The organism is Pseudomonas putida NBRC 14164 (assembly GCF_000412675.1).
Taxonomy (GTDB): domain Bacteria; phylum Pseudomonadota; class Gammaproteobacteria; order Pseudomonadales; family Pseudomonadaceae; genus Aquipseudomonas; species Aquipseudomonas putida.
Genome location: NC_021505.1, coordinates 1,224,324 through 1,238,359, shown reverse-complemented (window position 1 = coordinate 1,238,359; position 14,036 = coordinate 1,224,324). Strand labels below are relative to the sequence as shown.

Sequence of the window (14,036 nt, the reverse complement as noted above, 5' to 3'; positions counted from 1 at the left end):
CTTCGCAGACTGTGTGAAAACCTAGCATTCTGCCCGGCCCTTTAAGAGAATGCTCCGTATCGGAAGATACGGAGCATTTTTCGTTATGGCCTACATACAAGGAGAGTCTCGCAGCCAGACCAGTCTGTTCCCGGTCTCGCTGGAGGAGCTGATCCCGGAAGATCACCTCGTACGGGTCATTGACCTGTATGTCGCCAGGCTCGACCTGGGCCAGCTCGGCTTCGAAAAAGCGCAATCCAAGGCCATAGGGCGCCCCGCCTACGACCCCGCCGATCAGCTCAAGCTCTACCTCTATGGCTATTTTCAGCGCATCCGTTCCTCGCGGCGTTTGGAAGCCGAGTGCCAGCGCAACATCGAGGTGATGTGGCTGATCAACCGGCTCAAACCTGACTTCAAGACCATCGCTGACTTTCGCAAGAACAACAAAGCCGCTTTCGTTGCGACGTGCCGGGCGTTTGTACAGTTCTGCCGAACCGCCGGTTTGATTGCTGGTGACTTGGTTGCCATCGACGGCAGCAAGTTTCAGGCGGTCGCTTCCCCCCGGCGCCATTTGAACCTGAGTCAACTCAAGCGTCAGGATGAGAAACTGGACAAGCGGATCGCCCAATATCTGGCTGATCTGGATGCCGCTGACAAGTCTGAGGGCGAGCAAGTGGTCGATCGCACTGCGATCAAAGCGGCCTTGGCGAAGCTTGAGGCCAAGCAGCAAGACAACCGCACTTGCCAGGCCTTGATGAAATCAATGGGGCTGGAGCAATTCAACACGCACGAAAGCGATGCCCGCATGATGCGCACTCCCAAAGGAGCGCGGGTTGCCTATAACGTGCAGACCGCCGTTGACGCAGAACACTGCCTGATTTTGCATCACGAGGTGACGCAAGAGGGCGATGATCGCAAGCAGCTTGAACCCATGGCTAAAGCGGCCAAGGCTGAGCTGAAACAGAAAGCGCTGACCGTTACAGCTGATATGGGTTACTCGAATGGCCAGCAGTTCCAGGCATGTGAGGAAGCCTCCATTACCGCGTACGTTCCGCCAAACCGAACCTCGAACCCAGGCGGTGAGGCATTATTCGAGCGCAAGGACTTTACCTACGACGCCGAACAGGATCGGTACCAGTGCCCGGCAGGGCAGTGGCTAACGCTGAAGCAGCGTCACAAGGGCGACCGGATCTACCAGGCGGCGATCAGTGATTGCGCCGGGTGCACGCTGAAATCCCAATGCACGACGGCCAAGCGCCGCTATGTCTCGCGCCACGCTCAAGAGGAAGCCTTTGAGCGTATGGCGCAGCGGATGCAGATGCATCCAGAGATGATGGAACGGCGCAGATCCATCGTGGAGCACCCGTTTGGCAATCTCAAACAATGGCTGTTTGGCAACGGGCGCTTCCTGCTGCGACAACTCGCAGGCACAAGAGCTGAAATGGCTCTCGCTGTGACCGCTTACAACCTCAAGCGGGCGATTAGTGTCCTGGGTGCCAAGCAAATCATGCAACTGATGGGCTGAAGGGCCTTTTTCAGCACAAAAACAAACGCCCCGAACAAGTCGGGGCGTTTGGTATAGGGCCTACCAGTGCGTTTTCACACAGTCTGTTCGGGCCCTTTTTCATGCCTGCTGAATGTGTATGACTTGAGATCCCCGCACACCCTGCGTAACGTGGCCAGCTCTTTGGAAAAGATCCCCGGAGTTCGCCCCATGCGCCTCACCCCCACCCTGCTGCTCACCGCCCTGCTGCCCCTGTTCGCCGGCTGCCAGCTCATGGCTGACGCGCCAAGCGACCCGAATATCGGCACCACGCGCATGCAGGGCGAACTGCGTGCCGCCGGTGGCCAGCTGCTGTTCAAGCCGTGCAGCGAAAACCGCACATTCGTGATCAACGACGTCGGTGCCACCGGCATCCTGCAGGAGGCCGCCAACCTCGCCAAAGACGCCAACGACAAACTGTTCGCCGACGTCCGTGGACGCCTCACCGGCAGCAAGCAGGCCAACAACGACGGCCAGCTGGAAGTGCGCCGCCTGTACCGCCTGGAACCCTCCACGCGCGCCTGCGAAGACCCCAACTTCAAGCAGCTGACCCTGCGCGCCAATGGTCATGAACCCGAGTGGGATATCAAGGCCAGCGGCAAGGGCATGGTGGTCAGTCGCGTGGGCCAGCAGCCTTTGCCCCTGCCGTTTCTGGAAGAAGAAGTACCCGGCGGCGGCCTGACCCTTACCAGCGAAGCCAACGGCCAGCACGTGGAACTGTGGGTCGCGCCGCAGCGCTGCGTAGACAGCGCCACGGGCGCCATCCACCACCTGCGTGCCGAGCTGCGCATCGACGGCAAGACCCTGCAGGGCTGCGGCTACTACGGTGGCGCGCGCGACAACTGATCGCCGGGTGCTTTTATCCTGCCAGTCGGGGCGGCTAACAGCTTATACTTGGCGGTTTGTGTAAAGCCGCCGGCCGCCCATGGCCGGGATACTGGACCCTGCCATGCTACGAATCACCGAACTCAAGCTGCCCCTGGACCATCCCGACGAAGCGCTGCGTGAAGCCATCGTCCAGCGCCTGGGCATCCGCGACGAGCAACTGCTCAGCTTCAACCTGTTCAAGCGCAGCTACGATGCGCGCAAGAAGAACAGCGAGTTGCTGTTCATCTACACCATCGACCTCGAAGCCAGCAACGAAGCCGAGCTGCTCGACAAGTTCGCCGACGATCACAACATCGGCCCGGCACCGGACGTGACCTACAAGTATGTCGGCCACGCCCCGGCCGACGTGCAGGAACGCCCGATCGTGGTCGGTTTCGGCCCGTGCGGCATCTTCGCCGGCCTGCTGTTGGCGCAGATGGGCTTCAAGCCGATCATCCTCGAACGTGGCAAGGAGGTGCGCCAGCGCACCAAGGACACCTGGGGCCTGTGGCGCAAAAGCGTGCTCAACCCAGAGTCCAATGTACAGTTCGGCGAAGGCGGCGCCGGTACCTTCTCTGACGGCAAGCTGTACAGCCAGATCAAGGACCCGCAGCACCACGGCCGCAAAGTGCTGGAAGAGTTCGTCAAGGCCGGTGCGCCGGACGAGATCCTGTACATCAACAAACCGCACATCGGCACTTTCCGCCTTACCGGCATGGTCGAGCAGATGCGCCAGGACATGATCGCCCTCGGCGCGGAAGTACGCTTCCAGGAAAAGGTCACCGACCTGCTGGTCGAAGACGGCCAACTGACCGGCGTGGTGCTGGAGAGTGGCGAACAGCTGCACTCGCGCCATGTGGTCCTGGCCCTTGGCCACAGCGCCCGCGACACCTTCCGCATGCTGCATGCCAAGGGCGTGTACATGGAAGCCAAGCCGTTCTCGGTCGGCTTCCGTATCGAGCACCCGCAAACGCTGATCGACAAAGCGCGCCTGGGCAAGTACGCCGGCCACCCGAAACTCGGCGCCGCCGACTACAAGCTGGTGTACCACGCCAAGAACGGCCGCTCGGTATACAGCTTCTGCATGTGCCCGGGTGGCACCGTGGTCGCCGCCACCAGCGAACCAGGCCGGGTGGTCACCAACGGCATGAGCCAGTACTCGCGTAACGAGCGCAACGCCAACTCTGGCATCGTCGTCGGCATTGACCCCGAGCGCGACTACCCGGGCGGCCCGCTGGCCGGTATTGAACTGCAAGAGCGTCTGGAAGCCCACGCCTACGTGATGGGCGGCAGCAACTACCAGGCCCCGGCGCAGCTGGTGGGTGACTTCGTTGCAGGCCGGCCATCGACCGCCCTGGGCAGTGTCGAACCGTCCTACAAACCAGGCGTGACCCTGGGTGACCTGGCGCCGAGTCTGCCCGACTTCGCCATCGAAGCCATCCGTGAGGCACTGCCGGCGTTCGACCGCCAGATCAAGGGTTACAACCTGCATGACGCGGTGTTGACCGGGATCGAGACGCGGACCTCGTCGCCACTGCGCATTACCCGGGGTGAGGATTACCAGAGCCTGAACCTGAAAGGGTTGTTCCCGGCGGGTGAAGGCGCCGGCTACGCGGGCGGCATTCTGTCCGCGGGTGTGGACGGGATCCGTATTGCCGAGGCGGTAGCGCGGGATATGCTCGGCCTGTAATTTTGTGTCGCCTGTCAGGGCCCTTTCGCGGGTGAACCCGCTCCCACAGCTACTGCACAGTACTTGAGAACTGCGCAGTAGCTGTGGGAGCGGGCGCGCCCCGCGAAAGAGCCCTTGCAGGAATCAGAAATATCCAACCCGAACATCAGGCATTCCCTCCCCCTTCCACCCCCGTCTGCATCTAGGCTTCACACAGCCTAGCCGGCAACACCATATAACAAAAACGAATATAGTTTTTGTTTTAAAGCATATCGTCACAGGCTAGGGTGTACGCCCGTATCATTCGTAAACTGCTCATGGAGAGCCTATAGCCCGTGCGTAGCCTGTTTACCCGTTTCTTCCAGCTTGAAGCCGCCAGCGGCCTGCTGCTGATCGCCGCCGCCGTCATGGCACTGATCATCAACAACTCGCCACTGTCCTACCTGTACAGCGGGCTGCTCGATGTGCCCGTCGCCGTCCAGGTCGGCGCGCTGAATATCGCCAAGCCTTTGTTGCTGTGGATCAATGACGGCCTCATGGCCCTGTTCTTCCTGCTCATCGGCCTTGAGGTCAAGCGCGAGGTGGTCGACGGCCACCTGTCCAAACCTGCCCAGGTGATCCTGCCTGCCACTGCTGCCGTGGGTGGCATGGTGGTGCCAGCACTGATCTACTGGTTCATCAACCGAGACAACCCGGCGGCCGTGGCCGGCTGGGCGATCCCCACTGCCACCGACATCGCCTTCGCCCTTGGCGTGCTGGCCCTGCTGGGCAAACGCGTACCGGTATCGCTGAAACTGTTCCTGATGACTTTGGCGATCATCGACGACCTGGGCGCGATCATCGTCATCGCCCTGTTCTACTCCGGGACCCTGTCGAGCGTGTCGCTGCTACTGGCTGCGGCCTGCCTGGTGGTGCTGGTAGCGATGAACCGGCTTGGCGTGGTCAAGCTTGGGCCGTACATGATCATTGGCCTGATCCTGTGGGTCTGCGTACTCAAGAGTGGCGTACATGCCACGCTGGCCGGTGTCGCCCTGGCCTTGTGCATCCCGCTGCGTACCCGCAACGCCGAGACTTCGCCACTGCTGTCCCTTGAGCATGCCCTGCATCCTTGGGTCGCTTATGCCATTTTGCCGATTTTTGCCTTCGCCAATGCCGGCGTCTCGCTGGCAGGCATGAGCGTAGACAGCTTCACCCACCCGGTGCCGATGGGCATCGCGGTTGGCCTGCTGCTGGGCAAGACCGTGGGCGTTTTCGGCCTGACCTGGCTGGCGGTCAAGCTGCGCCTGGCCGCGCTGCCTGAGGGTGCCGGCTGGGGGCAAATACTGGGGGTGGCGATACTCTGCGGCATCGGCTTCACCATGAGCCTGTTCGTTGGTTCGCTCGCCTTCGCCCCGGGTAGCAGCGATTACGCCGGTATGGACCGCATGGGTATTCTTACCGGCTCGTTCTTCGCCGCAGTGATCGGCTACGCCGTCATCGCCATGGCCAGCCGCAAAACCCGTGTTGGTTGACGTTACTGAAGCATGAAAAAACCCCGACTGGCAGCGGCCATGTCGGGGTTTTTGTTTTACTGCGCTACGGTCAGTGCGAAACGCGGCTGGTGCCATCAACAGTCATGATGCGCACGCGGTCGCCAACGCGGAAGATTTCGTTCTCCTGCACGGCCTGCACGTAGGCACGCATGCTGCCATCGTCCTCACGCACGGTGATTTCGACGCCTTGGGTGCGGGTCAGGCCTTCTTCTGCAGCGGAACCGGCCAGGCCACCGGCCACGGCACCGATCACGGCTGCAACAATGCTGCCACGGCCACCGCCTACAGCACTGCCGGCTACGCCACCAACGATGGCGCCAGCGCCACCGCCGATCGGGGTCTTGGTACCTTCGATCTTGACCGGGCGCAGGGATTCGATGGTGCCCATGCGCACGGTTTGCACGCGGCGGGCTTCATCACGGGAGTAGCTGTCACCGGTCAGGCTCGAGGCACAGCCCCCCAGCAGCAGCGACATGGTGGTAAAGGTCGCCACCAGCAAAGCGGATTTACGCATGGGTAAAGTCTCCATAAGTCAGGTGCTCATTAGACGCTGCACGTTGACGGCTGTCACGGTACAAACGCAATAAAATTGTTTTCATTCAGCCGGGGTACAGCCTGTGCGGTTGTGCCATAGGCTCATAAATTGAGACCAAGGATAGCCATGGATTACTTCATCGTCGTGGTCACCACCGTTGCCGGGCTGTATTTCCATTGGTGGCTGTATGTACGCATGCGCCGCTGGATGGACCGTGACCTCGCGTTGTCGCTGGCGGGGACAGACCCTGAAAAGCGCACGTTCATGCTGGAAAGGTTGGCGCAGGCGCGGCGGGAGAAGGTGGGGCGCAAGCAACTGGCGGGGTGGTTGGAGCGCGAGGCGGCGGGTTATCCGGGGTAGTCTGTGGATCACTGGGGCCGCTTTGCGGCCCCAAATTCTCAGGGTGCCAGCCGCTCCCGCAGCCATTGCCCATCCACCAGCCGGTAGTTCAACCGGTCATGCAGGCGGCTTGCCCGCCCCTGCCAGAACTCGATGCGCTCAGGCAACAGGCGATAACCACCCCAGTGCTCCGGGCAGTGCGGCTGGGTGTCGGAGAAGCGCGCTTCGGTGGCCTTGACCAGGCCCTCCAGCTCTTCACGACCGGCAATCACCCGGCTCTGCGGCGAAGCCCAGGCGCCCAGGCGGCTGCCCAGCGGGCGCACCTGGTAGTAGTCGTCCGACTCCTTGGCCGTCACCTTTTCCACCCGCCCTTCGATGCGCACCTGGCGCTCCAACGCCGGCCAGAAGAAGGTCATGGCCGCAAAAGGGTTGGCCTGCAGTTGCTGGCCCTTGGCGCTCTCGTAGTTGGTGAAGAAGGTAAAGCCCTGCTGATCGAGCCCCTTCAACAACAGTACGCGGCAATGTGGGCGGCCTTCGCCGTCCACAGTCGCCAGGGTCATGGCATTGGCTTCCACCGGTACCTGCTCGGTCTTCACCGCATCGGCAAACCACTGGTGGAACAAAGCGAACGGCTCCCCCGGGGCCTGGGCTTCGGCCAGGCCATCACGGGTGTAGTCGCGGCGCATATCGGCCAGGGATTGGGTCATTGCTGCGTTTCCTTGACGATCAGTTGGTCTTCGCAGGGCTGTTGGCAGCTACTTTCTTGTCAGCGGTAGCTTTCTTGGCGGCAGGCTTGGCGGCTGCCTTGGCCGGCGCAGATGTTTTCTTGGCCGTGGTCTTGGCAGGGGCCTTGGCCTTGGCAACAGGCTTCTTCGCCGCAGGCTTCTTGGCTGCTGGCTTGCTGTCGACGGCCTTGGCTGCAGGTGCCTTGGCATCCTGCACCGCAACCATCGATGCCGGGACAGGTGCCGGGGCGGCCTGCTGGTACTTGGCCAACAGTGCGACCATGGTGTTCTGCGGGGTCAGCAGCATTTCCACGCGGCGGTTCAGGGCACGGCCCTCGATGCTGTCGTTGGCGGCACGTGGCATCACCGAGCCCATGCCCTTGAGCGTCAGGCGGTCACGCTGCAGGCCGCTAAGGCGGAAGATGGCCGATACCGAAGCGGCGCGTTCCAGGCTGAGCTTCTGGTTGGCAGCGGCAACGCCGCTGCTGTCGGCATGGCCCAGTACCAGCACGGCAGTCTTGGGGTCGCCTTCGACGGTCTTGGCCACACGGGTGATCGGGCCGAGGGTCATTGGCAGCAGCATGTTCGGGCGATCAGGGTTGTACGAGCTGTCCACCGGCAGGGTGACCGCCAGCACATTGTCGCGGCGCTCCAGCTCCAGCTTGCTGTCCTTGATGGCTTCGCGCAGCTTGGGCTCGTACTCGTCCAGCCAGGCTTGGGTGGCCTTCTGGTCGATCTTCGGCACGACCGGCCCTTTGGCTTGCTTGTCATCGCCGCCGAACGGCCACCACCAGCGGCTGGCGCTTTCGGACTTGGCATCGGCCTTGGCCACTTTTTCGGTGACGGCTGCCTTCACTTCCTGCTCGGCGACCTTGTCGGAACCGAAAGGCCACCAGCTGGAGCCACCTTCCTTGGAGCCGTCCGGAGAATGACTGGCGCAGCCGGTAACGGCGGTCAGGCACAGGGCGAGTGCTAAGGTTTTATGTGAAGACATCAGCGATACACCATGAATTAGAAAGAGATTTTGCCAACGCACATGAGGCGTTGGCATTGAGGATAGTCAAAGGGGCGGGGCAATACCCGCATTACCCGATCAAAGGCAACTGGCAAGAACACGGACCAGGTTCTGGGCTCGTGGATCCATCAGCACGTAGGGACCAAGTGTATTGACCACGAAACCGAAGGCCACGTCGTGCTCCGGGTCGGCAAAACCGACCGAGCCACCAGCACCTGGGTGGCCGAAGGCACGGGCGCCGAGGCCAAAGGTGGCATTGGCCACATCAGGCTGGTCGAGCATGCAGCCCAGACCAAAGCGGGTCTGGGTGAGCAAGGTGCGGTCCTGGCCGAGGCTGTGCTCGCGGGTCAGTTCATCAAGCAGTTCGGATTCGAGCAGGCTGCCGTCCAGCAAACCGGCATAGAACCCTGCCAGGCTGCGGGCATTGCCATGGCCATTGGCCGCCGGCTGTTGCATACGTCGCCATTCCGGCTTATTGGTGCTGGTCAGGATCGCCGGCGGGTTGGTGAAAGCACGGGTCGATAGCGCCTCGGGTTCGCGCATGGTCACCTGCAGCAAGCGCTGCGCGGCGGCGTCCCCGGGGTTGCCTTTGCCACGGGCGATGTGCGCCACGCGGTAGAACTCTTCGTCTGCCAGGCCAACATGGAAGTCCAATCCCAACGGGCGGGCGGTGCGGGCCACGATCGAGTCGCCAGGGCCACGGCCATCGGCGCGGCGAATCAGCTCGCCGATCAGCCAGCCGTAGGTGATGGCGGCATAACCGTGTTCGCTACCGGGTGTCCACCATGGCGTTTCAGCCGCCAGGGCATTGACCATGGCCTGCCAGTCGTACAGGGCTTCGGCGGGCAGCAGCTCACGGATGGCCGGCAAGCCGGCGCGGTGACTGAGCAGCTGGCGCAAGGTGATCGACTGTTTACCGGCCTGGGCGAACTCGGGCCAGTAATTGGCCACAGGTGCATCGAGGGCCAGCTTGCCCTCGCCCACCAGTTGCAGGGCGGTGACAGCGGTGAAGGTCTTGGTACAGGAGAACAGGTTGGCGATGGTGTCGCTGTGCCAGGCCTGCTGGCCATCCTTGTCGGCACTGCCGGCCCACAGGTCGACGACGGTTTCGCCACCGACCTGGATGCACAGCGCAGCGCCACGCTCCTGGGGATCTTCGAACAGCGCGGCAAAGGCTTCGCGCACGGCTTCGAACTTCAGCTCATAGTGACCCTGGATCTGCACCCGCTGTACTCCGTAGGACCATGTCCAAAAAAGGTGTGCATTGTTTCAGTAGTTGGGTGTTTTGCAAACTGGCTTGGGCCAAATGGTCGCGACGAACGGTAGCTTCGTGCTCAGGGAGCCGGTTTTTTCAGCAGGGCTCGCAATTGGCCCATCGCCTGCAGGTTGCTCTTGCGCACAGCGTCGACAAACCCCGGGTACGGCACATCGGTGATCGCCACCAGCCCGAGGTGGCCGTTTTCGCCGTCAAGCAGGCGGCCGCTGGCCGGCTGGTCGAGGTACTGGAACCAGTGCGCACCAACGATCATCGGCTGCGCCAGGGCCGCCTTGAGGAAGTTTCCGTAAGCCGGGCCGCGGTCTTCTTCCCGCGCCAGCTCCAGCGGCCCCGGCCAGAATGGCCCGCGATCGCGTGAACCGAACTGGAACTCGGACACCAGCACCGGCTTGTCCAGCTCGGCCAGGCGGGCAAAGTCGTAGCCGTCCTGCGGCTTGAGGGTATAGAAGTTGAAGCTGAGCACATCGCAGAACTCGGCACAGGCCTTGACCGCCTCCGGCGTGCTCACCGCGTAACGGCCACCGAGCAGCAGGTGATTGGGGGCGTGCCACTTCAATGAATCGGCAATGGTCTTGAAGTAGGTCTCGGCGAACACCTGCTGGAAGTGCTGGTAGTCGCGCTCGATTTCCGGGTGTTGCGGGTCGGGCAACGGCGCCTCGAAGCCCGGGTCTTCCATGAGCTCCCAGGCGGTCAGTTCGATGCCCCAGGCCTTGGACAGCCCTTGCTGATTGCGGTACTTGTCACGCAACTGCTTGAGGAAGGCGCGCTTGGCCGGTACATCGGTGGTCAGGCGCAAAGTGCCATAAGCCAGGCCATACCGGGCTTTAGGGTCGCTGCCTGGGGCAGCCCAGGCCAGCTCGTTGTCGGCGAAATAGCCAATCAGCCAAGGATCGTCACGGTGATCACGGGCGGCAATGGCCACGGCGCGCTCGGTGGCCATGGCAAAACGCGGGTCGAACGGGTCGGGCATGCTGCCCCACCAGTCCATGCCGGTGCTGATGCTGGCGTAATCACCCACGATCGACAGCGGCAGGGTGTAGGGCATGCGCTTGGCCAGGCCCAGGGCGGGCTCGCTCCAGTTGCCGACCGTGTTGAAGCCCCAGGCCTGCAATCGGTCCAGCGCATGCGTTTGCCAGCGGGCAGCGTCCAGGACCAGTGGCGGGCAGTTGGCTGGCTGCCCTTCTGCGGCAGGCGGGCAGGGTTTGCCGTAGGTACGCTGCACGTTGGCGGCATAAAAATCGAACCAGCGCCCTTGCTTGAAGTGGCGCCCTTGCGACGAGGCATTGCCATCGTCGTTGTTGCCCTCGCCGTAGAATGCGGCCAGTGCATCGCCCTCGCCCGGCAACGCCTTGAACATGCCTTCACGGCCGGCGACGTAGGTACGCCCGCCATCTGCGGCGACGGCGTTCACCCCCAGGGAATAGAACGGGTGCCCTTCCGGTGTTACAAGGTACCAGCGGCCATCACGCTTTTCGGTGCGAAAGAAGCCCTTGGCCTCGAAGGCCGGCCCTGCCAGCAGCCCGCCATAGCCATCGAGCTGCTGCTTGCCGCGTTCAGCCAGCCAGCCCTTGAGCTGCTGCTGTTCACGCGTATCGGCCGCCTTGAGCTGCTCGTCATTGGCCACCTTCTCGGGCCAATTGCCGCGCGTGGACTGGCCATAGGCATCGATCAGCTCCTTATAGGCCGCCTTGTAGGCCTGGTCGTCGTCCTGAATGCCCACCCGCTCGATCAGCAGGTTCTGCGCCACCTTGGGGCTGGGGATGCTCAGGCTGACCGAGGCCACCTGCTTGAGGTCTACCGCGCCCGCGCTGCTGGTCAGCAGCAAGCGCTGGCCACCATGGTTCCACGGCATGGGTGGGCCGGCGCGCATGCCCTGGCTCAGCGGCGAGCTGGCCGTCAGCGGCACCATCACGGTTTGAGCGGGGCCGGCCGGCAGGTCAACGCGGCTGGTCAAGGTGCGGCCATCGCTGCCTTGCACAGTCACATCCACCGTCAGCGCCCAGTCCATGGCACTTTGCATGCGCAACGTGAGGAACTGCCCGGTGGACCAATCCCACGCCCCGCCTTGCGGGCTCAGCCGCAGGGTGGGCCGCTCGACCGGGTTGAACACCACACGCCGCAATACCTCGCCCTCGGCCGTTTGCTCCGCGTTGTACTGCGGCATGCCGGCATCCTCGGTCACCACATTGACCACCGAGGCCGGGCGCACGAAGCTGAACAGCGTCTGCTGCCCGGCCAGCAAGGGCGAGCTGAACAACAGGGCGAAAACGGCGGGCAGGGTGAGGCGGACCATAGGGCTGGGGCTCTCCTTCAGGCCCCTTGCGGGACCAAGACTGAGTAATGGACAACGCGCCGGAGCAAGTGCTCCGGCGGTCAGGAAATCTCCCGCCGGAACGGCGGCAGCGCATTGAGAATAGCCTTGCCGTAGCGCTGGGTGACCAGGCGCCGGTCAAGCAAGGTGATAACACCGCGATCCTGCTCGGTACGCAGCAGGCGCCCGCAGGCCTGGATCAGCTTCAGCGAGGCGTCGGGTACGGCAATTTCCATGAACGGGTTACCGCCGCGGGCTTCGATCCACTCCGCCAGTGCGGCTTCGACCGGGTCATCGGGCACGGCAAATGGAATCTTGGCAATCACCACATGCTCGCAATAGGCGCCAGGCAGGTCGACACCCTCGGCAAAGCTTGCCAGGCCGAACAGCACGCTGTGCTGGCCATCGTCGACCCGCGCCTTGTGCTTGTTGAGGGTTTCCTGCTTGGACAGGTTGCCCTGTATCAGGACCAGCTTGCGCCAGTCACGGTCCAGGCCATCGAACACATCCTGCATCTGCTTGCGCGAGGAGAACAGCACCAGCGCGCCACGGGCATCTTCGACGATGTTCGGCAGCTCGCGGATGATTGCCGCGGTGTGTGCCGCCGCGTCGCGTGGGTCGGCCTTGAGGTCAGGCACCCGCAACAGGCCAGCGTCGCCGTGCACGAACGGGCTGGGCACCACACAGGTCATCGCATCACGCGGTAAACCGGAGCGCATGCGGAAGCGGTCGAACTTGCCCAGCGCGGTCAACGTCGCCGACGTCACCAGCGCACCGTGTGCAACGCTCCACAGGCTGCGGCGAAGCATCTCGGCGGCGAGGATCGGGCTGGCGTTGACTTCGATGTCGAACATCGCACCGCTCTCGGCCAGCGTCAGCCAGCGAGCCATGGGCGGGCTGTCTTCCGGGTCTTCGGCGGTAAAGGCCGTCCACAGTTCCCAGTTGCCCTGGGCACGGGTGACCAGGCTGCCGAAAAGCGGGTACCACTCCTCGGCCTGGTGGCTGGCAATGCCGATGTTGACCTCGCCGTCCATGCCTTCCTTGAGCAGGTCGGCCAGGCGAGTAAACAGGTCGTTGAGGCGGGCAAAGCCCTTCTTCAGCTCGATACCCACTTCGCGCAGCTGTTCCGGCACGACGCCGCCTTCGAAGCGATAGCGCGGGCGCTCGCGGCCCTCGGTGTCTTCACTGGGGCGGAAGTCGGCAACCTGCTCGCAGAGTGTGAACATGAACTGCTGCTGGGTGCGCACTTCGCGCGCCAGCTCTGGCACCTGCTCGATGTACTTGCCCAGGTCGCCGGGCAGCGGGTGCTGGGCCAGCAGCTTGGTCAGGTTCTTGGCGGTCTGTTCCAGCCAGTCTGCGGTGGAGCGCAGGCGCGAATAATGAGCGAAGTGGCCGATGGCCTTGTCTGGCAGATGGTGGCCTTCGTCGAACACGTACATGGTGTCGCGCGGATCGGGCAACACTGCCCCCCCGCCCAGCGCCAGGTCGGCCAGCACCATGTCGTGGTTGGTAACGATCACGTCTACCTTGCCCATGCCTTCACGGGCCTTGTAGAACACGCACTGCTGGAAATTCGGGCAGTGGCGGCCGGTGCACTGGCTATGGTCGGTGGTCAGGCGGGCCCAGTCCTGGTCTTCCAGGGCTTCCGACCAGCTGTCACGGTCACCATCCCAGCGATTGCCGGCAAGCTTCTCGATCATGCTGTTGAACAGCTTCTGGCTGCGCTCGTCGACCTCGATGCGAAAGCCCTCTTCCTCGAACAACTGGGCAGTGGCGGACTGGGCGTGTCCCTCCTGCAGGAGGATGTCGAGCTTGGACAGGCACAGGTAGCGGCCACGGCCCTTGGCCAGGGCGAAGCTGAAATTGAGCCCGCTGTTGCGCATCAGGTCGGGCAGGTCCTTGAAGACGATCTGCTCTTGCAGGGCCACGGTAGCGGTGGCGATCACCAGGCGTTTGCCAGCGGCCTTGGCGGCCGGGATGGCGGCCAGGCTGTAGGCCACCGTCTTGCCGGTACCGGTGCCCGCTTCCACGGCCACAACGGCAGGCTCGCCGGCACGGCGGCCTTCATCGTCGCAGGCAATGTCGCCAAGCACCTTGGCCACTTCGGCGATCATCAGGCGCTGGCCATAGCGAGGCTTGAGGCTTTTGGCTTCGAGAAAACGCGAGTAGGCGCCCTGGATGGTGGCTTTGAGTTCGTTGCTGATCATGGTCTGCAGGCGCCCGTCGGGCTGGATATATTTTCAGT

11 protein-coding genes are annotated in these 14,036 nt (G+C 63.0%); 5 read left to right on the top strand and 6 right to left on the bottom strand.

The annotated features are described in order from the left end of the window. The first annotated feature begins 85 nt into the window (after positions 1-85). The 4 genes from PP4_RS05470 (at position 86) to nhaA (ending at position 5,569) form a co-directional block, all read left to right on the top strand. Positions 86-1,504 (top strand): IS1182 family transposase, encoded by a 1,419-nt coding sequence (locus PP4_RS05470; protein WP_016498256.1) that lies wholly within the window; start codon positions 86-88, stop codon positions 1,502-1,504. Between the two features lie 189 nt (positions 1,505-1,693). Then, positions 1,694-2,368, top strand: coding sequence for a COG3650 family protein (locus PP4_RS05465; RefSeq protein WP_016498255.1), 675 nt, complete (start codon positions 1,694-1,696; stop codon positions 2,366-2,368). 103 nt (positions 2,369-2,471) lie between these two features. After that, entirely contained in the window at positions 2,472-4,079 is a 1,608-nt protein-coding gene (locus tag PP4_RS05460; RefSeq protein WP_041167602.1) for an NAD(P)/FAD-dependent oxidoreductase, read from the top strand. A gap of 314 nt (positions 4,080-4,393) precedes the next feature. After that, a complete protein-coding gene (gene nhaA, locus PP4_RS05455; protein ID WP_016498253.1) occupies positions 4,394-5,569 on the top strand; it encodes a Na+/H+ antiporter NhaA in 1,176 nt (391 codons plus the stop codon). A gap of 70 nt (positions 5,570-5,639) precedes the next feature. Here nhaA and PP4_RS05450 read toward each other — a convergent pair whose 3' ends face one another. Further along, positions 5,640-6,104 (bottom strand): outer membrane lipoprotein, encoded by a 465-nt coding sequence (locus tag PP4_RS05450; protein WP_009684613.1) that lies wholly within the window; start codon positions 6,102-6,104, stop codon positions 5,640-5,642. Positions 6,105-6,251: 147 nt separating this feature from the next. Here PP4_RS05450 and PP4_RS05445 point away from each other — a divergent pair, with 147 nt between their 5' ends. Continuing rightward, a complete protein-coding gene (locus tag PP4_RS05445) occupies positions 6,252-6,485 on the top strand; it encodes a hypothetical protein (protein ID WP_016498252.1) in 234 nt (77 codons plus the stop codon). A gap of 38 nt (positions 6,486-6,523) precedes the next feature. Here the strand turns inward: PP4_RS05445 and pdxH are convergent, their stop codons facing one another. From pdxH to dinG, 5 genes are all read right to left on the bottom strand, one after another. Further along, a complete protein-coding gene (gene pdxH, locus PP4_RS05440; RefSeq protein WP_016498251.1) occupies positions 6,524-7,171 on the bottom strand; it encodes a pyridoxamine 5'-phosphate oxidase in 648 nt (215 codons plus the stop codon). A 19-nt stretch (positions 7,172-7,190) separates the two neighbouring features. Beyond that, a complete protein-coding gene (locus tag PP4_RS05435) occupies positions 7,191-8,183 on the bottom strand; it encodes an OmpA family protein (protein ID WP_016498250.1) in 993 nt (330 codons plus the stop codon). A 99-nt stretch (positions 8,184-8,282) separates the two neighbouring features. Next, a complete protein-coding gene (locus tag PP4_RS05430) occupies positions 8,283-9,428 on the bottom strand; it encodes a serine hydrolase domain-containing protein (protein WP_016498249.1) in 1,146 nt (381 codons plus the stop codon). 110 nt (positions 9,429-9,538) lie between these two features. Beyond that, on the bottom strand, positions 9,539-11,773 hold the full coding sequence (locus PP4_RS05425; protein WP_016498248.1) for a beta-galactosidase: 2,235 nt from the start codon (positions 11,771-11,773) through the stop codon (positions 9,539-9,541). Positions 11,774-11,853: 80 nt separating this feature from the next. Further along, entirely contained in the window at positions 11,854-13,998 is a 2,145-nt protein-coding gene (dinG, locus tag PP4_RS05420) for an ATP-dependent DNA helicase DinG (RefSeq protein WP_016498247.1), read from the bottom strand. Between the last annotated feature and the right edge of the window lie 38 nt (positions 13,999-14,036).